We start from the raw sequence: 20,531 nt of genomic DNA, 5'->3' as shown, positions 1-20,531 counted from the left end.
CCGACCTACCTGCCAGGAGCCGCCATGGCCGACAGCGTGCCGGTGCGCTGCCCGACGTGCCGCCGCGAGAACGCGTTCACCCCGCCCACCTTCCCGTGCGCGTGCGGCGCCCCGCTGACCCTGCCGGTGCTGCGCGGCGGCATACCCGTGGAGATCCTGCACCGCACCTGGCAGAGCTCCTGGGTGGAGGTGCGCTGCGAGACCTGCGGCCGGCTCGACGAGTGGCCTGCGCCGGAGTCCGGCTGCGCGTGCGGGACGGTAGTACGCGTCCCCGTCGTACCGGTACCGACCCCGCCGCCGCCCAACCTCCCGGCCCCCGGCAGCCCCGCGGCGGCACCGCCCGGCGGGCCACCGCGCAGGCCGCCGGTGCTGCGTCCCGCCTTCCGGCCGGTCACCATCCGTACGGCCGGCGACTGCGTCACCGCCGCCGCCCAGTACCTGAAGTGGCTGGGCTTCACCGACATCGCGCGGGTGCCGGAACGCACCGCGTCGGGCGTGGACCTTCGTGGTTCCGGGGTGGTGGCCCAGGTCGATCCGACGACCCGCGCGACCAAGCTGCGGGAGATCGAGTGCCTGTGGCTCAACGCGCTCAACGACTCCGCGGTCGCCGTCTGCTTCTCCCTGGCGGGCTACTCCCGCGACGCCCGCGCCCGTGCCGACGCCCTGCACATACCGTTGTTCGTCATGGACCTCACGGGCACCCCGCAGCCGGTCAACGACCCGGCCGACGAGCTGATCAGGGACGGTACGGGGCGGTAGGGCGGCCGCCGGTCCGGTGTCCGTGGTGACGGCCGTCGCACACACGAGAACCCCCACCGGCGCTCGGTGCGGGGTTCTCGGTCCGGGACGCGCCCCGGTCACTATGCGCCCGTGTCCTCCGCCGAGGTGAGGGCGACGGCTCCGGCGGGGCAGAGGCCGACGGCCATCCGGGCGGCGGCTCGGTGCTCGGCGGCGGGCGCGGCGTCCAGGACGACCACCAGGCCCTCGTCGTCGTCCTGGTCGAAGACTCCGGGCGCCGTCAGGACACACATGCCGGCGCCCACGCAGCGGTCACGGTCGGCGCTGAGGCGCAGCGGTTCGCGGGGGTCGCTCATCGGGCTACTCCTTGTCCCAGGTGACGGGCAGGCTGACCACGCCGTAGATGTTGGCGCGGTCGCGCAGCGGGACCTCGTGCGGCGGCACCGCGAGGCGCAGGGTGGGGAAGCGGGCGAGGAGCTTCGGGAACGCGACGGTCATCTCGACGCGGGCGAGCTGCTGGCCGAGGCACTGGTGGGCGCCGTGGCCGAAGGCGAGGTGCCCGGTGGCCTTGCGGTGGATGTCGAGCCGGTCGGGGGCGGGGAACTTGAGCGGGTCGCGGTTGGCGGCCTGGACGGACACCGTCACCGTCTCGCCGGCCTTGATCAGCCGGCCCTCGACCTCGACGTCTTCGAGGGCGGAGCGCAGGATGGGATCGGCCACGCTGAGGTAGCGCAGCAGCTCCTCGACGGTCTGCTCCGCGAGGCCCGGATCGGCGCGCAGGGCGGCCAGTTGGCCGGGGTTGCCCAGCAGGGCGAAGGTTCCGAGGCCGAGCATGTTCGCGGTGGTGTCGAGTCCCGCGGCCAGGAGGACCCCGCCGACTCCGATCAGTTCCTCCTCCGTGAGGTCGGAGGCGGTCAGGTCACTGAGCAGGTCGTCGGTGGGCGCGGCGCGCTTGGCGGCCACGAGTTCGCCCATGAGCCGGCCGACCGCCTCGAACGCCTCGCCCTTCGCCGCGACGTCCGCGGCCTGGTCGAAGAGGGTCGCCACATGCGCCTGGAAGCGGTCCCGGTCGGTGTAGGGCACGCCGAGCAGTTCGCAGATCATGAGCGCGGGTATCGGCCGCGCGAACGCCTCCACCAGGTCGGCGGTGGGTCCGGCCTGCTCCATGGCGTCCAGGCACTCGTCCGTGAACTGCTCGACGCGCTCGGTGAGTTGCCGCATCCGGCGGACCGTGAACTTGCCGGCGAGCAGCCGCCGGAAGCGGGTGTGCTCGGGGGCGTCGAGGCCGAGGAAGTCACCGACCGGTGCCGGCTGCATCTCCGTTACCCCCTCCAGCCCGGCCAGTGGCATCGGCAGGTGCAGATGTTCGTAACGGGCGCTGAAGCGCGGGTCGGACAGGACCGCGCGGGCCGCGGCGTGTCCGGTGACCAGCCAGCCGGTGTGCCCGTCGACGTAGCGCAGGCGGCGCAGCGGCTCGTCGCTCAGCGCGGTGAGTTCGGCGGGCGGGTCGAAGGGGCAGCCGGTGCGGCGGTCGGTGGGCAGGGTGGGCAGCTCTTCGGCGGTGGTGGTTTCGGCGGTGGTGACGACGTTGGTTTCGGTGGTGGCGTCGGCTGCGGTGCCGTCGGACAGCGTTCCGGCGGTCGTCGGGTCGTGCGGCATGGAGTTCTCCAGTGATGGTCGGTTCTGGTGAACGTGCTGGTGGCTGCGGCGGGTGACCGCTCAGTGCCGGTGGTGCGGGGGCCGCGTCACCGCTTGGCCCCGGTCTTGAAGGTGCGACGCGCCCAGACGTAGCCGACCAGGGTGAGGCCGACGCACCAGGCGAGGCCGACGACCGCGCTGCTGCCGATCTCCGTACCGAGCCACAGGCCGCGCAGCGTGTCGATGACCGGCGTGAACGGCTGGTACTCGGCGAACCAGCGCAGGGCGGTCGGCATCGACTCGGTCGGCACGATGGCGCTGCCGAGGAACGGCAGGAACGTCAGCGGCATCGGGATGTTGCTGGCCGTCTCGGGGTTCTTGGCGACCAGGCCGATACCGGCGGCGAGCCAGGTCAGCGCCAGGGTCAGCAGGGCGAGCAGACCGATGGCGGCGAGCCATTCGACGGGGGTGGCGTCGGGGCGGAAGCCCACCAGGAGCGCGACGGCGACGACGAGGGTGATGCTGGCCATCGTCTGGATCAGGCTGCCGACGACATGGCCGGTCAGGAACGAGGCGCGGGAGATCGGCATCGTACGGAAGCGGTTGACGATGCCTTCGGTCTTGTCCATGCAGACGCTGATCGCGGTGGTCAGGGCGCCGGACGTGGCGGCCATCAGGATGATGCCGGGCGCGAGGTAGTCGATGTACGCGCCGCCCCCGGCGGCCGACGCCCCGATGCCGCTGCCCAGGGCGGTGCCGAAGGCGTAGTTGAACAGCAGCAGCATCATGACGGGCATGATGACGACGGTGAGTGTCAGGGACGGATAGCGCAGCGCCTTCTTGAGGTTGCGCCGCAGCATGGTCCTGGAGTCCCGGGCCGCGTAGGACAGGGTGGCCATCAGACGTTCTCCTCGGTCGGTGCGGCGGTGCCGGCGGGGCGGGGCTGACCGGTGAGGGTCAGGAAGACGTCGTCCAGGTCGGGGGTGTGCACGGTGAGCGTCTCGGCCCGTACGGCGGTGGTCTCCAGGGTGTCCAGGACGGCTCGCAGGGTGCTGACGGAGCTGTCGCCGGGGATCTGCAGGGTGAGGGCTTCCTCGTCCCGCGTGGCGAGGCCGAAGAGGCCCGCGGCGGTGTCCAGGTCCCGGGCGTCGGCGAACCGCAGCCGGATGTGGCCGCCGGGGATGCGCTGCTTCAGCTCGTCGGCGGTGCCCTCGGCGATCAGTCTGCCGTGGTCCAGCACGGCGATGCGGTCCGCGAGCTGGTCGGCCTCCTCCAAATACTGGGTGGTGAGGAAGATGGTCACGCCGTCGTCGGCGACCAGGCCGCGGATGATCTCCCACATGGTGCGGCGGCTGCGCGGGTCGAGCCCGGTGGTGGGCTCGTCGAGGAAGATGATGCGCGGATCGCCGACCAGGGTCATCGCCAGGTCCAGCTTGCGCCGCATACCGCCGGAGAAGGTGGCGGCGGTCTTGCCCGCCACCTCGGACAGGTCGAAGCGGCGCAGCAGGTCCTTGGCCCGCCGTCTGCCCTCGCGCCGGTCGAGGTGGTGCAGGTCCGCCATGAGCAGGAGGTTCTCCTCGGCGGTCAGCAGGTTGTCGACGGCCGAGAACTGGCCGGTCACACCGATCGCGGAACGCACCGCGTCGGCGGCCCGGGTCAGGTGGCGGCCCGCGACCCAGGCGTCGCCCGCGTCGGCGTCGATGAGCGTGGAGAGGATCTCCACGGTGGTGGTCTTGCCGGCGCCGTTGGGTCCGAGCAGGGCGAAGACGGTGCCTTCGGCGATGTTCAGGTCGATGCCGTCGAGCACGAGCTTGTCGCCGTAGGACTTGCGCAGTCCGGTGGCGGCGATCGCCGGCGCCGTGGTGTCCACGGCGTTCGGCGCGGCGGTATGGGTGACGGTCATGCCGCTGTCCCTTCGGGTGCGGAGCGGTCGAAGTACGTACGGTCAGGCGCGGCGGACGATGACGTCGCCGGTCTCGGTACGGGCGTGCACCTCGACGGTCTCGTCGGAGTCCGCGGGGCCTGCGGCGGAGTCGAGTTCGTTGCGTACCGCGCCGTACTTGGTGTTCAGGTCGAGCCAGGCCGCGGTGCCCTCGTGGACGCCCACGGCGAGGTCGCCGAGGGAGGTGCGCAGGTCGATACGGCCGCGGACGACGTCGCCGACACGGATGCCGCCGGTGGAGCAGGAGGCGTCGACCCCGGCCAGGGCGACGTCGATGTCGATGCGGCCGTTGGCGCACTTGGCGCCGACGCTGCCGCGCGCGGTGCCGACGGAGATGTCGCCGTTGGCCGCGTTGACCTTCAGGTCCCCGGCGGCCTCGGCGATCCGGGTCGCGCCGTTGCCGTTCTTGACGGTCGCCGTACCGGTGACGGCTCCGACCTCGATCCGGCCCGCGCCGGTGATCACGACGTCCCCGGCCGAGCGGTCCAGGCGGATGTCGCCGAGGTCGGTCTTGAGGTCGCCGCCGGTCGCCTCGTCGATCTGGAGGTCGCCGAGCGAGGTCTTGAGCGTGACGTTCCCCAAGCGGCCTTCGCAGTGGAAGTGGCCCAGGCCCGTGGAGCCCCGGACGTCCGACCCCGCGGGCAGTTCGATGCTCACCTCGACGGCGCCCGGCTTTCCGAACAGGGACCGCTTCTTGGGCGTCTTGACCGAGAGGCGGCCGCCCGAGCAGGTGACCTGGGTCTGCTGCACGGCGCGCATGTCGTTGTCATCGGCTCCGTTGCGCGGCAGCACCTCCACGACCGTGTCGGTGCGCTTGCCCGCGGTGATACGGGCGGTGCCGCACTCCAGCTCCAGGGTGGCGATGATCGGGTCCGGGGTCTCGAAGGTAGGCATGACTGTCCTGTCCTCTTGGCGTGGGTGGTTGTTCCCGCTGGTGAGGCGGGTTGTGAGCAGGGTCGGCGGGGCCGGTGGCCCGCCGGTGAAAGCGGGTGGGGCTAGCGCGCCCATCCGACGAGGCCCCGGCCGCCCGGGTCCGGGGCGCGGACCGGCGGGCCGGCGCGCTCACCGCCGTCGAGAGCGGTGGACACGGCCCGCACGAGCCAGGCATTGACCGACAGCCCCTCCGCGGTCGCGGCGCCCTCGGCGCGGACCTTGAGGTGGGCGGGGAGACGGAAGTTGATCCGCGCCACGGTGCCGTCGTCGGCGTCCGCGGACGGCGGTGCCGGTACGGCCCCCGCGCCGGGAACCGCGGCCCGCTCCCCGCCTCGCGGAACGGCTCGGCGACGGGTGGCGCCGTCACCACGAACTCCGGGTCGATCCCGCGCAGCCGTACGTCGACCGAGCCCGGCGCCAGTTCCCGCGTGACCTCGCCCATGGCTGCGGACAGCGCGTCGAGGAGGGTCAGACGGACAGCGGACTCCAGGGGCGCGGCGAGCCGCTCGGCGAGAGCACGGGCATCGTCGCCGCCGGTCTCCGCGGCGACTGCCAGCTCCTGCCGGAGGTTTTCGACGTAGGGCGTCAGGTCCATGGCGTCATCATGGCACATCGATGGCGCCACGGCGAGCCAGATTGGCGTTCCATCTTCGAACAGGTCTCTGACCAGCAGGTTTGCCCGTGAAATCGATACGCCATGACGCCGTACCAAGGGAGTGCAGCAAGCGGTGACGCCACAGCGATGGCACAGTGACGCCACCTGGCCAGAGGGGAACACAGCACCGCACCACAACCACGCGCCATGGCAGCGCCACCGTGGCGCCACCCCGACATCCTGCGGCGGGGCAGCGGCCGGCGGGGTCACCAGGTGATGTCGGCGGTGGCCGTGGGGAATGGGCGCCGTCGTGGCCGACGGCGGTGACGGCGATGCGGGCGGCGGCCCGTTCGCGCGGGGCCAACTGGGGGAGGTAGAAGACCGGGTTGAGGCCGGCTCCCAGGAAGGTCTCCGCGGTGCCGGCGGTCGTCTCGTAGATCTCGTAGTGGTGCACGGCGGATTCATCACCCGGCGGCTGCCAGGCCAGGCGTACGGAGAATCCCCCGGTGATGGTGCGCTCGGGTGCCTGGAATTCCAGATCGGTGGGGGCCGGCGGCGTGCCGAAGGCCGCGTCGTGCACAGCGATCTGTCCGACGGCGAGCGGGCCGTGCACCGGCAGATCACCGGCGGTCAGGCGCAGCCCGAGCTGCGCCGGCGTGCGGACGTGGTCGGGCAGGTAGGCGGTGTAGGCGACCCAGCCGGCCGGGGACTGGCTGCCCCGGGTCAGGGCGACGGCGCCGAGTGTCTCGGGGTCGTGGGCGTCGGCGATCAGCATCTGCACCGTGCAGTCACTGTTGTCCGGGTAGGGCGTCTTGGCGCGCACGGTGAGCTGGGTACCGGGCGTGACCGGCAGGTCGAGCTGATACAGCCGTACCCACGCCGAGCCGCCCGGCAGCAGGTGGGTGTCCAGCATCAGGCAGGAGCCGCCTTCCCAGGCGTCACGGAAGGACAGGTCGGCCTTCACGGCGCAGCCTGGGTCGGCGCCGGTGAGCCACCGGTAGGTCGGCAGGACGTCCTGCAAGGAGAGGTTGGCCCACCCGCCGTGGCGTACCGCGGTTCCGGCGTGGTGGTAGGCGTGCCCGTGTCCGGTGTTGAAGTGGGTGACGAACGGCAGGGTGCCTCGGGGGCAGGCTTCGGCGACGTAGTGGGCGATGCCGGGAAATTCATCGACTGGACCGGTGGAGGTGTGGTCGGGATCGGGACCGGTCCAGAAGGCTGCTTCCTTGGCGTAGAGGTGTTCGGTCCAGGTGGTGTCGTCGACTCCCTTGGGCGGGGTGGAGACGGTGTGGGCCTTGTACAGGGCCAGGGAGCCGCGGTGGGCGTCCTCTGTGAGGAACAGAAGATCCAGACGCTTTTTCCAGTTCTCCTCCAGGACCAGTTCCAGTCCGAAGTACAGGTCGTGGACCGGGCGTTTGATCTGGTCGGCCTTGTTCTTGGAGTTGGTCAGGCCGGAGTCGTCCCAGTAGTAGTCCACGAAGAGCGAGTCGCACACACGCTGGTTGTCGTGTTGCAGAAACTGTGCGTTGTGGTCGTTCAGGCTCCGTTGCCGCATCTCGTACCAGGTGAAGTCGACGGCGCCCGGCTTGCCGGGTTCGGAGAGCGAGCGGCCATAGGCCAGGGCGGCACGGATGGCCGCGTCCCCCTGGCGGATCGTCTCGTAGTTGATGAACCAGCCGTCGAAACCGAAGTACTGGGCAACCTTGACGAGCTTGTCCACGACCGGATAGGTGCCGTCCTCCGCCTTGGTGGTGAAGTCGCGCACCCAGGCCTCTCGGCCGCCCCAGCCCGTGGGGGAAAGAAGACGCTGCCGTACACCTTGACGCCGTTGCGGTGCGCGGCGTCGGTCACGTGCCCGTTGGGCGGGCAGATCAGGCCGGTGCCGGCCACCCCGGCCCAGAAGACGAGGATCTGCACGTACTGCCAGTACCCGAAGGCGTAGTAGCGCGAGGAGGCCAGGCCCTGAGGCGGATTCTCCCCGGTGCCCCAGAACTCGGCACATGACATCACCTGGCCCTGATCGGCCCGCGCCTGCGGACGGGACTTCAGGCGATCGCTCTGCTGCCGGTTTCGCAGCGGAACGCGCGAACGGTGGAAGACGCCGTCCCGGTCCTGGTCCTTGGCCGGGTCCCAGTCCAGCAGGGGCGGGCTCCGGAGGGCAGCTCACTGTGGCCGGGATGCCAGTACGGCACATACGGCGCCCCGTACAGTTTCAGTACCTCTTTCGCCGCCCCAGATGATCGCGTACGGTCCGTGGCCATCGTCTGCTCCCTTCACGAGCAGGTGCTGAGCTTGACCGGCACCACGCCGACGGCTCCGGTGGCGGCTTGGACCGCACCCGAGAACACGGGCGACACGTACGGGGAACGGGCCCCACCGCTCGCGGCGCGAGCGCCTTCTTGCGCTGATGCGCTGCCGGCCCAGCCACGCGCACTGTTCGGCGGACGGCCCCGGCTCCGGGTGCCATGCCTCGAAGAGGCTGCCTGTTCTCATCGTCGGGCATCGGCGCGGACCCAGCATCTTGCGTCCGGTCCGGGCCGCGCCCGCGTCGGCGGCAGGCACCTGTCCTCGAAGCCTGCGCAACCGTGATCACGGCCGGCCCCGACCGCGTACACCGGCCCCGGCAGGCGCCCGCCGATGGTCCGGACCCGGGATCTAAGGTCGGACGCGACCCATCCTGCGGACGGAAAGCACTCCCATGAAGGCCAGGACCGGCGCGAAAGCGCTGTTGCAACTGCGCGGTGTCAGCCGTCGCTACGGCGACCGGCAGGCGCTGCACCCGATCGACCTCGACCTGGCCGCCGGCAGGTGCACAGCCCTGTTCGGCCACAACGGGTCCGGCAAGTCCACCCTGCTGCGCATCGCGTGCGGCCGGGACGCGCCGACCACCGGCACCGCCCGGTTCGCGGGCCGCAAGGTCGCCGAGGACGACCCGGAGGTGCGGGCGCGGGTCGCGGTGGTCGGCGACAGTGTCGCCTGCTACCCGGACCTGACCGTCCGCGAGCACCTGGAGCTCGTCACCGTCGCCCATGCCGTGGACGACGCCCAGGCCTGGATCGACCAGGTGCTCGCCGACCGCCGGCTGGCCGGTCACGCCCACGCGCTGCCGGGTTCGCTCTCCTCCGGCCAGTTGCAGTCGCTGCTGCTGGCCGCCGCGCTGGTACGGCCTCGTGACCTGCTGGTCCTCGACGAGCCCGAGCAGCGGCTGGACCCCGATGCCCGCGCGCGCCTGGCTGCCCTGCTGGTCGCCGAGAAGGCGGACGGCGTGGCCGTGCTGCTCGCCACGCACCAGGCGGAGCTGGCCCTGGAGGTCGCCGACCGCATGGTCGCGCTGGAGGACGGCGAGGTCGTCGAGACCGGCAGCCCGGCCGCGGTACTGGCGAAGCTGGGCGTCCGCTCATGACCGCGCGCGATGTCGAGGAGGAGGCCGGGGAACAGGCCGTCTGGAGCGAGGCCGACGACGACCGCACCGCCGAGACGCTGCACTGGCTGCGCGCCAAGCGCCGCGCCCACCACCGGCAGCGCCGCCGCGACCGGGCCGCCCTCGTCTACTGCGTCGTCCTCGCGGCCCTGGGGTACGGCAGCGGCTACGCCCACCGCTTCCTGCGCGAACTGAAGCTCGGCGCGGACCACGGCAGCCTCGGCGCCGACCTCCAGCGCACCCTGCCGGCCGCCTTCGTCGCCGTCACCCTCGGGCTGGCCGTGCTCGCCGCGCGCGACGCGCTGTGGCGCGGGCCGGTCGTGGTGTCCGGGCCTTCCGTCGGCTGGCTCCTCGCCCAGCCCGTACGGCGCGGAGCGGTGCTGCGCCCGGCCTTCCGTCGTTCCGCCGGGCTGGCCGTGGCGGCGGGGCTGCTGGTGGCGGCGGCCGTGGCCGTGGTCCTTCAGGTCACCGGTCAGGCCTCGTTCGGCGGCGGGTTCCCGGCCCTGCTCCCGGCGGCGGTCTGTCTGCCGCTGCTGGCCGTCTCACTCGGCATGGCGGTGGAACGCAGGCCGCACCTGGCACGGTACGTACGGCGTGCGACGGCGCCCGCGGCCCTGCTGCTCGCCCTCGGCGCGGGCCAGGCAGCCCTGGCGGGTGCCGGTCACCGCTGGGCGCCCCTGGAACTGGCCGAACTGTGGTCCGGCCCATGGGGCTGGGCAGCGCAGCCGGTCGTGTCCGTGACGGGCGGGCCGGCGCACGGGTGGCCGGCTGCGACCGTGCTCCTCGTGGCCGTCACCGCTGCCGCCGCCCTGTACGCCCACCGGGACGCCGCACACGTACCCAACACCCAGCTGCGCAGCCGCGCGGCGACGGCCACGGCCGTCACGTCCGGGGTGTTCGCCCTGGAACTGCGGGCCGCGAAACTGGCGGTCCTGGAGGCCGGCGGCGACGAACCGAAGCGCTGGGTCCGGCTGCCGTCCCCGCCGAACCGGCACCTGATCGTCGTCTGGCGCGACGCGCTGGCCCTGCTGCGCGCGCCCGGCCGGCTGGGCCGCGCCGTCGCCTGGACGGCCGCTGCCGCCGCGTCGGCGGGACTCGGGGCGGCGACGGCGGGCGAGAAGCGCGTCCTCGGCCTGGCCGTGGGCCTGTTGTGCGGGTACGCGGCGGTCGGCGCCCTCGCCGAACCGGCCCGCCTGGAGACCGACAACGTACGGCGGGCGGCCTGGTCACCGTTCCGGCTGCGGACGCTGATGCTGCATCACACGATCGTGCCCGCGGTGTTCGGCGCGCTGCTGGGCCTGCTCGCGGCCGTACCGTACGCGCTGGCCGGCGCGGCGTGGACGCTCCTGCTCATGCCGCTGTGCGCGGTGCCGTTCGCGGCGGCGGCGGTCTTCGGCGCGTGCCGCGGACCGGCCCGTACCGACCTGCTGTTCGTCGGTGGCGCCACTCCGATGGGCGGCCCGGGGCCGTTCGTGTTCGCCGCGTGGTACGCCGCCGGGCCGCTGGTGTCGGTCACCGGACTCGTCCTCGTACTGAACGCGGCCCTCGGCCACGGCCTCGACGCACGGTCCGTGACCTCCGTGGGCGCCGTGGCGGCCCTGCTCACGGCCGGTCTGCTGTTCTTCGTGACCCGCTCGGCGGACCGCCTCGTCAGACACTGACCCGGCGGGCTCGCTGACCCGGCCGGTTCGGCGGACTCCGGGGCGAAGCCGTGCTCGACCAGCCGGCGGACCCCCGGCAGGCTCCGCGACGACCACCACGCGCGGATCACGTCGAGGTCGAGGCGATGTCCCTCGCGCCGGTCCCGGCCCCGGAGGTCCTGTGGCGGACGGTGAAGTCCCGTAGGTGAGAGGCGAACGCGCGACCGGGCCGACGGGCTTCAAGTAGCCCGCCAGGAAATGCCTGGCGGTCGTTACCGACGGAGTCCCGTGGCACGTACCGCTCATCACTTTCCCCGTAGCCGAAGCCGTCATACGGACGCCCGCCTGCCGAACGGCGCCTGGCATTCCGTGGTCGTCCGCGATCTCCGGTACAGCGCCCGCAGCTTGGCCGGATCGGCGCGCGAGCCCGGGAAACCTCGGCCGCTCGCCATTCGCCGCCAGGTGGACGTCCATGCGTTCCCCCGGTACCAGCGGGACCGTTCCGTGGCCCGGTGGTCCGCCGTGGAGGAACGCCGGGCGCGTCAGCGTCTGCGGGCCCGGACCGGAATGCTGCTGCGCCGGGTGAACTCCGCCGGCGAGGAAAGCGCGCTCGACCTCGCGAATACGGTGGACGTGCTGCCGGCGCGCCATCGGCGGGGTTCGCTCTGGCTCGCTTAGGTCTCCCCAGGGCGTTACTGAGCGGGAGAGCACCCGGAATTCGGCTGCCGTACGCCGGGGCATCTGCGACGGTATTTCCATGAACGTCATCGAGACCCGTCCCGTCATCCGCGCGGCCCTACCCCGCGATCTTCCCGGGCTGCGGGACATCGAGCGTGCGGCCGGGGAGGCGTTCCGTGCCGTGGGCATGGGCCCGATCGCCGACGACGAGCCGCCGTCGCTGCCGGAGTTGGCGCGCTACCAGGAGGCGGGGCGGGCGCTGGTCGCCTGTGCCGGGGCGGCACCGGGCGACGCGCCGCTCGCGTACCTGCTCTGGGAGCCGGTCGACGGCTGCGCGCACATCGAGCAGGTGTCGGTCCACCCGGACGGCGCGCGTCGCGGGCTCGGCCGGGCGCTCATCGAGCGCGCCCGGCAGGACAGCGGGCTGCCGTCGGTCACCCTGACCACCTTCGCGGACGTGCCGTGGAACGCCCCGTACTACGCCCGGCTCGGCTTCCGAGTCCTGGACGACGCCGGCCTCACCCGGGGCCTGCGCGAGATCCGTCGCCGGGAGGCGGAGCTGGGGCTGGACCGGTGGGAGCGGGTCTGCATGCGGTGGGACGGCTGACGCTGACGGCCGGGCGGCTGACGCGGGCGACGGTACGGCCGGGCGGCTTACGCGGACGGCCGGCGCGGGGCTCTGCACTGCCGGGCGCACCCGGTGGCCTGGTTGCGTGACCCGCCGGCGCCCCCGGTTGCCCGGTGCTTCGGCTGCCGGGGACCATCGCGGGATGCATCCACGTCGACCGGCCTCTCCCCCGCCCCCGAGCCCGTCGCGACGGGCGTCGGCAACGGCGATGCGTCCAGCGCGGACCGGACGGTCACGCGCCTCTCCCCGCGCGGCGGGTCTGTGCCCTCGCCGCGGCCGGCTGCGTCGTCGTTCTCGTGCCGCTGCTCGGTACGGGGCTCGTGGTCGACGAGTCGTACGAGATCCGATTACCCGGGGACGCGGCCACCGCGCTGCTGCGGGCGGTGCTGCTGGCCGCACTGTGCGTGCAGGTCGGCGAGCTGGCCGGGGCGCGGCTCGCGCGGGGTGTGCGGGGTGTGTCGGCCGGGTTGCCGCGGGGCTGGTCGAAGCGGGCCGCGTGGGTGGGAGGGGCGGCGGCCGTGGGGCAGTTGCTGCTGGTCGCGGGGAGCGGATCGCCCTTGGCGGGGTTGTCGGGGCGGGCTCTGGTCGACGCGTACGCCACCCGGCCCGGTCTGCTGGCCCTCTTGGAGGCCAACGCTTTTCTGCTCGCCGCCCTGTGTGCCGCTTCCAGCCGCCCGGGGTGGGCCGGCATTCCGCTGGCCGCCGTCGTCTTCGGCGAGGCACTGCGGGCCCACCCCGAGACGGACACGCCGGAGATCGGCGTCGCGCTCACCCTCGTCCACCTGACATCGACGGCACTGTGGGCGGGCGGTCTACTGTACGTGCTGCGGACGCGGTGGTGCTGGCGTCAGGAGGCGGCGGCGGGGCGGGGGTTGCTGCTGCGGTACGCCCGGCCGGCGGCGCTGCTGTTCGCCGCGATCACGGTGACCGGGGTGTGCAGCACCCTGCGCCGGCTGCCGCTCGCGGAGACGTTCAGCACGGCGTACGGGCGTGTCCTGCTGGCCAAACTCGTGCTCGTCCTGGTGGTGAGCGGGCTGGCGCTGGTCGCCCGCAGGCGGTTGCGGCGGGAGGTGGCGCTGCCGGGGGCGGCGACCGGGCCGGCCCGCGCGGAGCTGGCGGCGCTGGCCGCGGTGGTGCTGGTCTCCGCCGTTCTGACCGCCGTACCGCTGCTGCCCGCGCCGTGAGGCCCGTATCAGCACCGCACCGGAACCGCTGTGCCCCTCGCGCGCGATAATGGCCGCATGTTCGATGTGAAGCGGCTGCGGGCCGTCTGCCTGGGCTTCAACGGGGCGGTCGAGGAGTTTCCGTTCCCCGGGAACCAGGAGGTGTGCACCTTCAAGGTCGGCGGGAAGATCTTCGCGTTGAGCAGCCTGGACGCCGGGCCGCTGAGTGTGAGCCTGAAGTGCGATCCGGATCTGGCGGAGCGGCTGCGGGCCGCGCACCCCGAGATCGTGCCGGGCTACCACCTCAACAAGCGGCACTGGAACACCGTCTCGCTGACGGGTGCGCTGGACGACCGGCTGGTCCTGGACATGATCGAGGACTCGTACGACCTCGTCGTCTCGCGGCTGCCGCGTGCGCAGCAGCTCGTGCTGGACTGGCCGGGCCGCGCCTGAATCCAGGGCGCGCGGCCCGGCCGTGCCCATCGCTGCGTCTGACCGCCACGTCTGAGCGCTGCGTCTGACCGGTACGTCCGGCCGCTACGTCTGAGCCGCTTCGACGGGACCGGACGGTTCCGGAGCGGCGGCCGGTCCGGCCACGCCTTCCGGTTCCGGCGTCAGCCGCGTCGCCAGCCGCTCCCGCAGTTCGACCTTCCTGACCTTGCCGCTGACGGTCATCGGGAAGGCGTCGAGGACGTGCACGTACCGCGGCACCTTGTAGTGCGCCAGGCGGGAGCGGCAGAAGCGGGCCAGCTCGTCACGGGTGAGCCCGTCCGCGGTGTCGCGCAGGATGACGCAGGCGGCGATCTCCTCGCCGTACTTGGCGTCCGGGACGCCGACCACCTGTACGTCCGCGATCTTGGGGTGGGTGTAGAGGAACTCCTCGATCTCGCGCGGGTAGACGTTCTCACCGCCCCGGATGATCATGTCCTTGATCCGGCCGACGATCCGCAGGTACCCGTCGTCGTTCATCACCGCGAGATCGCCGGTGTGCATCCAGCGCTCCGCGTCGATCACCTCGTCGGTGCGCTCCGGCTCCTCCCAGTAGCCCAGCATCACGCTGTAGCCGCGGGTGCACAGTTCGCCCGGCTCACCGCGCCGTACGGTCGCGCCGGTCGCCGGGTCCACCACCTTGACCTCGATGTGCGGCAGCACCCGCCCCACCGTGCCGGTGCGGTGCGCCAGGTCGTCGTCGCGCCGGGTCTGGGTGGAGACCGGGGACGTCTCGGTCATGCCGTAGCAGATGGAGACCTCGGCCATGTGCATCTCGGAGACGACCCGCCGCATCACCTCCTCGGGGCACGGCGAGCCCGCCATGATGCCGGTGCGCAGCGACGACAGGTCGTACGTGGCGAAGTCCGGGTGGTCCAGCTCGGCGATGAACATCGTCGGCACGCCGTACAGGGAGGTGCAGCGCTCCTCCTGGACGGCCCGCAGGGTGGCCGCCGCGTCGAAGGCGGGGGCCGGGATGACGATGCAGGCGCCGTGCGAGGTGGCGCCGAGGTTGCCCATGACCATGCCGAAGCAGTGGTAGAAGGGCACCGGCAGGCAGACCCGGTCGTGCTCGGTGTAGCCGACCGTCTCGCCCACCCAGAAGCCGTTGTTGAGGATGTTGTGGTGGGAGAGGGTGGCGCCCTTGGGGAAGCCGGTGGTGCCGGAGGTGTACTGGATGTTGACGGGATCGTGCGGCGACAGCTCCTTGGCGCAGGCGGCCAGCTTCGCCTGCGGCACCGCGGCGCCGGCCGCCAGCAGGCCGTCCCAGGTCGGGTCGTCGATGTAGACCACGTCGCGCAGGGCCCGGCTCTCGGCCCGTACCTGCTCGATCATCCGCCGGTAGTCGCTGCTCTTGTGGGCGACGGCGGAGACCAGCACGCTCATCCCGGCCTGCTTGAGCACATACGCCAGTTCGTGCACACGGTAGGCGGGATTGATGTTGACCATGACGGCGCCGATGCGGGCGGTGGCGTACTGCACCAGCACCCACTCGGGGCAGTTGGGGGCCCAGATGCCGACCCGGTCGCCCTTGCGGACGCCCTTGGCGAGCAGGCCGAGCGCGACCTCGTCCACCGCCCGGCCCAGCTCCGCGTAGGTCCAGCGGCGCCCGCCCGCCACGTCGACCAGCGCCTCGCGGTCGCCGAACCGGCCGATCGCGCGGTCCAGGTCGGCGCCGATGGTGCGGTCGAGCAGTGGCCGGCCGGTCTCCCCCGTGTGTACGCCTCCCGGCGGTGCTCCCCGCCGCTCTCCCGTGGTCCCGGCGGGTGGCTCGGCGGCCTGCTCATGTCGGTCATCGGTGGTCTTCCTCTCGGTACTCGGCGGCGCCGCCGCCCTCTTCGGCGGTGCGCTCGCGCAGTTCCACACGGCGGATCTTGCCCGAGACCGTCTTGGGCAGGTCGGCGAACTCCAGCCGCCGCACCCGCTTGTACGGGGCGAGCACCGCGCGGGAGTGCGCGAAGAGCTCCGCCGCGGTCTCCGGGCCAGGCTCCCAGCCGGCCGCCAGCACCACGTACGCCTTGGGCACGGCCAGCCGTACGGGGTCGGGCGCGGGCACCACGGCGGCTTCGGCGACCGCTTCGTGCTCCAGCAGTGCGCTCTCCAGCTCGAAGGGTGAGACCTTGTAGTCACTGCATTTGAAGACGTCGTCCCGCCGGCCGACATAGGTGACATAACCGTCGGCGTCGCGTGAGCCGATGTCGCCGGTGCGGTAGTAGCCGCCGGCCATCGCCTCGGCGGTGCGCTCCGGGTCGCCGTGGTAGCCGGTGGTCAGGCCGACCGGCCGGGCCGACAGGTCCAGGGCGATCTCGCCCTCGTCGGCGGGCCGGCCGGTGACCGGGTCCAGCAGGACGACCTCGAAGCCGGGGGTGGGGCGGCCCATGGAGCCGGGTTTGAGGGGCTGGCCCGGGGTGTTGGCGACCTGGACGGCGGTCTCGGTCTGCCCGAAGCCGTCGCGGATGGTGACGCCCCAGGCTTCCCGTACCCGTTCGATGATCTCCGGGTTGAGCGGTTCGCCCGCCGCGACGATCTCACGCGGCGGGTTCTTCAGTGCCGTCAGGTCGGCCTGGATGAGCATCCGCCACACGGTCGGCGGTGCGCAGAAGCTGGTGACGCCGGCCCGGTCCATCTCGGCCATCAGCCGGGCCGCGTCGAAGCGGGTGTAGTTGTGGAGGAAGACGGTGGCTTCGGCGTTCCAGGGGGCGAAGAGATTGGACCAGGCGTGCTTGGCCCAACCGGGTGAGGAGATGTTCAGGTGGACGTCGCCGGGCTTCAGGCCGATCCAGTACATCGTCGCCAAGTGGCCGACGGGGTAGGACGTGTGGGTGTGCTCGACGAGCTTCGGGCGGGCCGTGGTTCCGGAGGTGAAGTAGAGCATCAGGGGGTCGTCGGCTCGGGTGGGGCCCGTGGGCTCGTACGTCTCGGGGGCGGTGTACGCGTCCTCGTAGGCGAGCCAGCCCGCGGCGGCCGTCGCGGCGTCCCCGCCGACCGCGATGCGGGTGTAGTCGCCGGGTACGGCCGCGAACTTGCCGGTGTCCGCCGCCCGTACCAGTACGTGCCGGGCCCGGCCGCGTCCGACGCGGTCGGCCAGGTCGAGCGGGCCGAGCAGCGGGGTGGCGGGGATGACGACGGCCCGCAGCTTCATCGCGGCGAGGGCGGTCTCCCACAGCTCGGCCTGGTTGCCGAGCATCACCACGATCCGGTCGCCGGCGCGTACGCCCTGTGCGGCCAGCCAGTTGGCGGCCCGGTTGGAGACGCGGCGCAGCTCGTCGAAGGTGCGGCGGGTGTGGGTGCCGTCCTCCTCGACGAGGTGCAGGGCGGTGCGGCCGTTGCCGTCGGCGATGCGGTCGAACCAGTCCAGCGCCCAGTTGAAGTACGCGGGGCGGGGCCAGGTGAAGCCCTCGCGGGCGGCGTCGTAGTCCTCGCGGTGGCGGAGGAGGAAGTCGCGCGCCGCGCGGAACTCCGCGGTGGGGTCGGGGGCGCCGCCGGGGGCGGGGGCGCCGGTGCTCGTGAGGCTCGCCGCATCCACCGCTTTCGTCACTTCCGTATCAGGAGCAACCTCCCCCATACCGTCCGTACCACCCGTCGCGCCTGTCGTATCCGTGTCCGCCATGTGTCCTCCTCATTGCCGCACCGCCTACCGCCATCGTGTAATCAGTGACGCAGGTCTCACCACCCCCGAACGGGGGGAAGCGGAGGTTTCGGCGTGCGGGTCGAATCGGAGTGCGGCGGGTCCGCCGACGTACGGGCGGCGCTGTCGCGGCTGCGGCGGACGAGCGGGCTGCCGGTGGCGTTCGGCGGACTGCGGTACGACACCGGCCGCTATCGCATCAGCGAGCTGACGGGCGCCAGAACCGCCGCGCTGCACGGCCTGGCCGTCCGGCACGGCAACGGCCTCGGCGGCAAGGCGGCCGTGCTCACCCGCCCCTTCGCGGTGACCGACTACCACGCGTCCGCCGTCATCAGCCACGAGTACGACGCCGCCGTGGCGGCCGAGGGGCTGTGCTCCGTGCTCGCGGTACCGGTCGTCGTACGGCGGCGGGTGCGCGGGGTGCTGTACGGGGCGCTGCGCCGTCCCGTACAGCTCGGCGACCGCCCGCTGTCCGCCGCGATGGAAGCCGCCCGCGAACTGGAACAGGCCCTGCTGCTCCAGGACGAGGCGCAGCGGCTGCTGTCGGTCGCCCGGCAGCCCGCGGCGGCCGACCCGGCGGCCTGGGAGGAGGTCCGGGAGGCGCACGGCGACCTGCGGGCCCTGGCGCAGCGCGTCGCGGACCCGGTGCTGCGGCACGAGATGCTGGCGGCGTGCGGGCGGCTGGCGGCGGCGTCCGCCCCCGGACGGGGCCGCACGGACGGCGGACACGGCCATACGGACGACGGGCGCGGCCGGGCGGACGGCACGGTGCTGGCGCCGCGCGAGGTGGACGTCCTGGCGTGCGTGGCTTGCGGCGCGACCAACGCGATGACGGCGGAACGCCTGGGCCTGCGCCCGGAGACGGTCAAGAGCTACCTCCGGTCCGCGATGCGCAAGCTGGGCGTGCACTCGCGGCTCCAGGCGGTGGTGGCGGCACGGCGGGCGGGACTGCTGCCGTGAGCCGGGCGGGTGGGGCCGTTCAGCCCCGTCCCTGCGCGGCCTCGGACCGGCGGACCCGCATGCCCCGTACCGTCTCCAGATAGCCGGCGATCGCGTCCCGGTTGCGGGTCAGGCAGTCGATGCGCCGGGTCAGCTGATCGTGTTCATGTTCCAGAACGTCCGTCATCTCCGGCGTCAGATCGTCGAAGTGGATGCTCCGGGGCCCGTCCAGGCAGGGCAGGATCTGCCGGATGATCCGGGTCGGCAGCCCGGCGTCGAGCAGTCCCTTGATCTGCAGCACGCGGCCCACGTGCGCCTCCTCGTACGCACGGTAGCCGTTGCCGGACCGTCCGGGCGTGAGCAGCCGCTGTTCCTCGTAGTAGCGCAGCAGGCGCCGGGAGGTGCCGGTGCGCTCTGCCAACTCTCCGATCCGCATGCGCTTGAGCCTACGGCTCCGCTTCCGGCCCCTCCGCTTGACCTTCACATCAATGTGATGGTCGGAGACTCGCGGGGCGGCCGGGACGCGGCCGCGGTGCGCCTGCGCAGAGGAGGACCAGTCATGGTCACGATCGATGTCCCCGCCTTCTACCGGGATTGGGCGGCTCGCAGCGGCGACGTCATCGACGCCGCCGCCGGGCGGGGGCCCGACAGCCTGGAAGACGTCCGGCTCGCCTACCGACGGTTCTTCCAGGACTGTTTTCCGGCGCCGGACGGAGTGACGTTCACCCCGGTGTACGCCGACGGGGTGGCCGCCGAGTCGGCGGTCCCCGCGGACGCCGTCCCCGGCCGGCACCTCGTCTACCTGCACGGCGGTGCCTACCTCGTCGGCGACCCGCCGGGCTACCGTGGTCTGACCGGCGAATTCGCCCGACGGCTGCGCGCCCGCGTCCTGGTGCCGGACTACCGGCTCGCGCCCGAGGCGGTCTTCCCCGCCGCCCTCGACGACGCCGTCAGGGCCTACCGCTGGCTGCTGGAGCAGGGAGCCGCGCCCGAGAACGTGGTGTTCGCCGGCGACTCGGCCGGCGGCGCGATGGCGGTCAGCGTCCTGGTCGCGGCCCGCGACCAGGGGCTGCCCCTCCCGGCCGCCTCGATCGCCGTCTCGCCCTGGGCGAACCTCGAACACACGGGGGCGACGATGTTCACCCTCGACGGCGTCGATCCGTCCGTCAACCGCGCGGGACTGCGCCGTGCCGCGGACGTCTTCCTGGGCAGCGCCCCGCCGAACAGCCCGCCGGCCTCCCCCGTCTTCGCCGACACCCGCGGGCTGCCGCCGGTCCTGATCCAGGTCGGCGGGCACGAGGTCATGCTCAGCGACGCCGTCCGGCTGGCCGCCAAGCTGGCCGAGGACGCGGTGGCCGTCCGTCTGGACGTCGCACCGGGGATGGGACACGTGTGGCATCTGCTCGCAAGTCACCTGCCCGCCGCTGACCGGGCTGTCGCCGATGCCGTGGCCTTCGCCGAGGCGCATCTGCCCGCCGCTTGAACGCACCGTGGCAGGGCAGGAAGGGGCAGGGCAGGAAGGGGCGGGGCACGACGCAGCACGGCCGAGGACGGGGCCCGGGAGTCCCGCCCTCGGCCGGCGGAAGGTCAGGCCGCGCCGGTCACTTGTGGTGCGGCTGGTAGTACGAGCCGAGCTGCTGGTGGTAGTCCGGGTTGTTCAGGTGCTTCTCCTTGTCGAACTCCGGCGAGTTCTTGATCTCCTCCTTGGTGCGGGAGACGTAGATCTTGCGCTCGGCGGTGTCCACGGACGCGATGACGCCGGCCGGCAGCAGGACGTGCTTGCCGAAGATCCAGACTCCGGTGTCGACCACGATCCAGGCGGAGCCCACCTCGTCGGAGTGCTTGTCGACCTTGCCGATACCGCCGTCCGTGGCCTCGACCTTGTAGCCCGCGAGGTCCGTGCCGGCCGTGTGGCCGGCGCCGGCCGGGTAGCCCCAGATGTCGGTCATGGAACGCTCCTTCGCACGATCGGGACTCGGAACACGGCGCCGGGTGCCCGGCCGCACGGCACCCAAACGGCGGAGTGCGGCACGGTGCTCCGCTTCCGGCCACCGCGCGCCCCCAGCGGTCCCCAGCGGTCCTCAGCCGTTCGCGCCCCTCGA

The 20,531-nt window shown here is 72.7% G+C and carries 18 protein-coding genes and 3 pseudogenes; 8 read left to right on the top strand and 13 right to left on the bottom strand.

All coding sequences use genetic code 11. The features are described 5' to 3' along the window. Positions 1-24 precede the first annotated feature (24 nt). A complete protein-coding gene (locus tag ACEXOX_RS37625) occupies positions 25-759 on the top strand; it encodes a hypothetical protein (protein ID WP_406525266.1) in 735 nt (244 codons plus the stop codon). Between the two features lie 101 nt (positions 760-860). Here the strand turns inward: ACEXOX_RS37625 and ACEXOX_RS37620 are convergent, their stop codons facing one another. From ACEXOX_RS37620 to ACEXOX_RS37585, 8 genes and pseudogenes are all read right to left on the bottom strand, one after another. Continuing rightward, complete coding sequence (locus tag ACEXOX_RS37620) at positions 861-1,094, bottom strand: ferredoxin (RefSeq protein WP_406525265.1); 234 nt, start codon at positions 1,092-1,094, stop codon at positions 861-863. Positions 1,095-1,098: 4 nt separating this feature from the next. Then, positions 1,099-2,397 carry a cytochrome P450 gene (locus ACEXOX_RS37615; protein ID WP_406525264.1) on the bottom strand — a complete coding sequence of 433 codons (1,299 nt, stop codon included), beginning with the start codon at positions 2,395-2,397 and terminating at the stop codon, positions 1,099-1,101. An 86-nt stretch (positions 2,398-2,483) separates the two neighbouring features. Next, complete coding sequence (locus ACEXOX_RS37610; protein WP_406525263.1) at positions 2,484-3,275, bottom strand: ABC transporter permease; 792 nt, start codon at positions 3,273-3,275, stop codon at positions 2,484-2,486. Further along, the gene (locus tag ACEXOX_RS37605) at positions 3,275-4,279 is read right to left on the bottom strand and encodes an ATP-binding cassette domain-containing protein (protein WP_406525262.1); all 1,005 of its coding nucleotides are present in this window, start codon (positions 4,277-4,279) and stop codon (positions 3,275-3,277) included. Before ACEXOX_RS37605 ends, ACEXOX_RS37610 begins: the two co-directional genes overlap by 1 nt. A 42-nt stretch (positions 4,280-4,321) precedes the next feature. Then, positions 4,322-5,212, bottom strand: coding sequence for a DUF4097 family beta strand repeat-containing protein (locus ACEXOX_RS37600; protein ID WP_406525261.1), 891 nt, complete (start codon positions 5,210-5,212; stop codon positions 4,322-4,324). Between the two features lie 101 nt (positions 5,213-5,313). Further along, a pseudogene (locus tag ACEXOX_RS37595) lies at positions 5,314-5,846 on the bottom strand (hypothetical protein). 7 nt (positions 5,847-5,853) lie between these two features. Further along, positions 5,854-7,713, bottom strand: coding sequence for an endo-beta-N-acetylglucosaminidase (locus ACEXOX_RS37590; protein ID WP_406526594.1), 1,860 nt, complete (start codon positions 7,711-7,713; stop codon positions 5,854-5,856). Next, a pseudogene (locus ACEXOX_RS37585) lies at positions 7,650-7,850 on the bottom strand (endo-beta-N-acetylglucosaminidase); the annotation flags it as partial. The gene ACEXOX_RS37590 and the pseudogene ACEXOX_RS37585, both read right to left, overlap by 64 nt. Positions 7,851-8,541: 691 nt before the next feature. Here ACEXOX_RS37585 and ACEXOX_RS37580 point away from each other — a divergent pair. Next, positions 8,542-9,246: an ABC transporter ATP-binding protein gene (locus ACEXOX_RS37580; RefSeq protein ID WP_406525260.1), complete on the top strand. Its 705-nt coding sequence runs from the start codon at positions 8,542-8,544 to the stop codon at positions 9,244-9,246. Then, complete coding sequence (locus ACEXOX_RS37575; RefSeq protein ID WP_406525259.1) at positions 9,243-10,925, top strand: hypothetical protein; 1,683 nt, start codon at positions 9,243-9,245, stop codon at positions 10,923-10,925. Before ACEXOX_RS37580 ends, ACEXOX_RS37575 begins: the two co-directional genes overlap by 4 nt. 38 nt (positions 10,926-10,963) lie before the next feature. On the opposite strand, the pseudogene ACEXOX_RS37570 reads toward ACEXOX_RS37575, so the two are convergent. Beyond that, a pseudogene (locus ACEXOX_RS37570) lies at positions 10,964-11,056 on the bottom strand (aminoglycoside phosphotransferase family protein); the annotation flags it as partial. A 605-nt stretch (positions 11,057-11,661) separates the two neighbouring features. Here ACEXOX_RS37570 and ACEXOX_RS37565 point away from each other — a divergent pair. The 3 genes from ACEXOX_RS37565 (at position 11,662) to ACEXOX_RS37555 (ending at position 13,826) form a co-directional block, all read left to right on the top strand. Beyond that, positions 11,662-12,189, top strand: coding sequence for a GNAT family N-acetyltransferase (locus ACEXOX_RS37565; protein WP_406525258.1), 528 nt, complete (start codon positions 11,662-11,664; stop codon positions 12,187-12,189). 317 nt (positions 12,190-12,506) lie between these two features. Next, positions 12,507-13,394 (top strand): CopD family protein, encoded by an 888-nt coding sequence (locus ACEXOX_RS37560; RefSeq protein ID WP_406525257.1) that lies wholly within the window; start codon positions 12,507-12,509, stop codon positions 13,392-13,394. 57 nt (positions 13,395-13,451) lie between these two features. Then, positions 13,452-13,826, top strand: coding sequence for an MmcQ/YjbR family DNA-binding protein (locus ACEXOX_RS37555; RefSeq protein ID WP_406525256.1), 375 nt, complete (start codon positions 13,452-13,454; stop codon positions 13,824-13,826). An 84-nt stretch (positions 13,827-13,910) separates the two neighbouring features. Here ACEXOX_RS37555 and ACEXOX_RS37550 read toward each other — a convergent pair whose 3' ends face one another. Next, positions 13,911-15,557, bottom strand: coding sequence for an AMP-binding protein (locus ACEXOX_RS37550; protein WP_406526593.1), 1,647 nt, complete (start codon positions 15,555-15,557; stop codon positions 13,911-13,913). Between the two features lie 97 nt (positions 15,558-15,654). Beyond that, positions 15,655-17,427, bottom strand: coding sequence for an AMP-binding protein (locus tag ACEXOX_RS37545; protein ID WP_406526592.1), 1,773 nt, complete (start codon positions 17,425-17,427; stop codon positions 15,655-15,657). Positions 17,428-17,565: 138 nt separating this feature from the next. Here ACEXOX_RS37545 and ACEXOX_RS37540 point away from each other — a divergent pair, with 138 nt between their 5' ends. Next, positions 17,566-18,450 carry a LuxR C-terminal-related transcriptional regulator gene (locus ACEXOX_RS37540; RefSeq protein ID WP_406525255.1) on the top strand — a complete coding sequence of 295 codons (885 nt, stop codon included), beginning with the start codon at positions 17,566-17,568 and terminating at the stop codon, positions 18,448-18,450. A 19-nt stretch (positions 18,451-18,469) separates the two neighbouring features. On the opposite strand, the gene ACEXOX_RS37535 is transcribed toward ACEXOX_RS37540, so the two are convergent. Continuing rightward, the gene (locus ACEXOX_RS37535; RefSeq protein WP_406525254.1) at positions 18,470-18,865 is read right to left on the bottom strand and encodes a MerR family transcriptional regulator; all 396 of its coding nucleotides are present in this window, start codon (positions 18,863-18,865) and stop codon (positions 18,470-18,472) included. 123 nt (positions 18,866-18,988) lie between these two features. On the opposite strand from ACEXOX_RS37535, the gene ACEXOX_RS37530 reads away from it, so the two are divergent. Next, complete coding sequence (locus ACEXOX_RS37530; protein ID WP_406525253.1) at positions 18,989-19,912, top strand: alpha/beta hydrolase; 924 nt, start codon at positions 18,989-18,991, stop codon at positions 19,910-19,912. Between the two features lie 118 nt (positions 19,913-20,030). Here ACEXOX_RS37530 and ACEXOX_RS37525 read toward each other — a convergent pair whose 3' ends face one another. Next, positions 20,031-20,378, bottom strand: a complete 348-nt coding sequence (locus ACEXOX_RS37525) for a PRC-barrel domain-containing protein (protein WP_030018791.1) — start codon at positions 20,376-20,378, stop codon at positions 20,031-20,033. Between the last annotated feature and the right edge of the window lie 153 nt (positions 20,379-20,531).

Origin of the sequence: Streptomyces sp. Ac-502, from assembly GCF_045222935.1 — a bacterium.
In the GTDB taxonomy this organism is placed as follows: Bacteria; Actinomycetota; Actinomycetes; order Streptomycetales; family Streptomycetaceae; genus Streptomyces; species Streptomyces monomycini.
The sequence above is the reverse complement of the archived record's forward strand: the minus strand, read 5'-3'. Positions and strand labels throughout refer to the sequence as shown.

Excerpts from the sequence above, each read along its gene's own strand:
- ACEXOX_RS37600 (WP_406525261.1), bottom strand. The coding sequence starts at position 5,212 with ATGCCTACCTTCGAGACCCCGGACCCGATCATCGCCACCCTGGAGCTG.
- ACEXOX_RS37580 (WP_406525260.1), top strand. The coding sequence starts at position 8,542 with ATGAAGGCCAGGACCGGCGCGAAAGCGCTGTTGCAACTGCGCGGTGTC.
- ACEXOX_RS37545 (WP_406526592.1), bottom strand. The coding sequence starts at position 17,427 with ATGGGGGAGGTTGCTCCTGATACGGAAGTGACGAAAGCGGTGGATGCG.
- ACEXOX_RS37615 (WP_406525264.1), bottom strand. The coding sequence starts at position 2,397 with ATGCCGCACGACCCGACGACCGCCGGAACGCTGTCCGACGGCACCGCA.
- ACEXOX_RS37610 (WP_406525263.1), bottom strand. The coding sequence starts at position 3,275 with ATGGCCACCCTGTCCTACGCGGCCCGGGACTCCAGGACCATGCTGCGG.
- ACEXOX_RS37620 (WP_406525265.1), bottom strand. The coding sequence starts at position 1,094 with ATGAGCGACCCCCGCGAACCGCTGCGCCTCAGCGCCGACCGTGACCGC.
- ACEXOX_RS37605 (WP_406525262.1), bottom strand. The coding sequence starts at position 4,279 with ATGACCGTCACCCATACCGCCGCGCCGAACGCCGTGGACACCACGGCG.
- ACEXOX_RS37525 (WP_030018791.1), bottom strand. The coding sequence starts at position 20,378 with ATGACCGACATCTGGGGCTACCCGGCCGGCGCCGGCCACACGGCCGGC.
- ACEXOX_RS37565 (WP_406525258.1), top strand. The coding sequence starts at position 11,662 with ATGAACGTCATCGAGACCCGTCCCGTCATCCGCGCGGCCCTACCCCGC.
- ACEXOX_RS37535 (WP_406525254.1), bottom strand. The coding sequence starts at position 18,865 with ATGCGGATCGGAGAGTTGGCAGAGCGCACCGGCACCTCCCGGCGCCTG.
- ACEXOX_RS37555 (WP_406525256.1), top strand. The coding sequence starts at position 13,452 with ATGTTCGATGTGAAGCGGCTGCGGGCCGTCTGCCTGGGCTTCAACGGG.
- ACEXOX_RS37530 (WP_406525253.1), top strand. The coding sequence starts at position 18,989 with ATGGTCACGATCGATGTCCCCGCCTTCTACCGGGATTGGGCGGCTCGC.
- ACEXOX_RS37625 (WP_406525266.1), top strand. The coding sequence starts at position 25 with ATGGCCGACAGCGTGCCGGTGCGCTGCCCGACGTGCCGCCGCGAGAAC.
- ACEXOX_RS37575 (WP_406525259.1), top strand. The coding sequence starts at position 9,243 with ATGACCGCGCGCGATGTCGAGGAGGAGGCCGGGGAACAGGCCGTCTGG.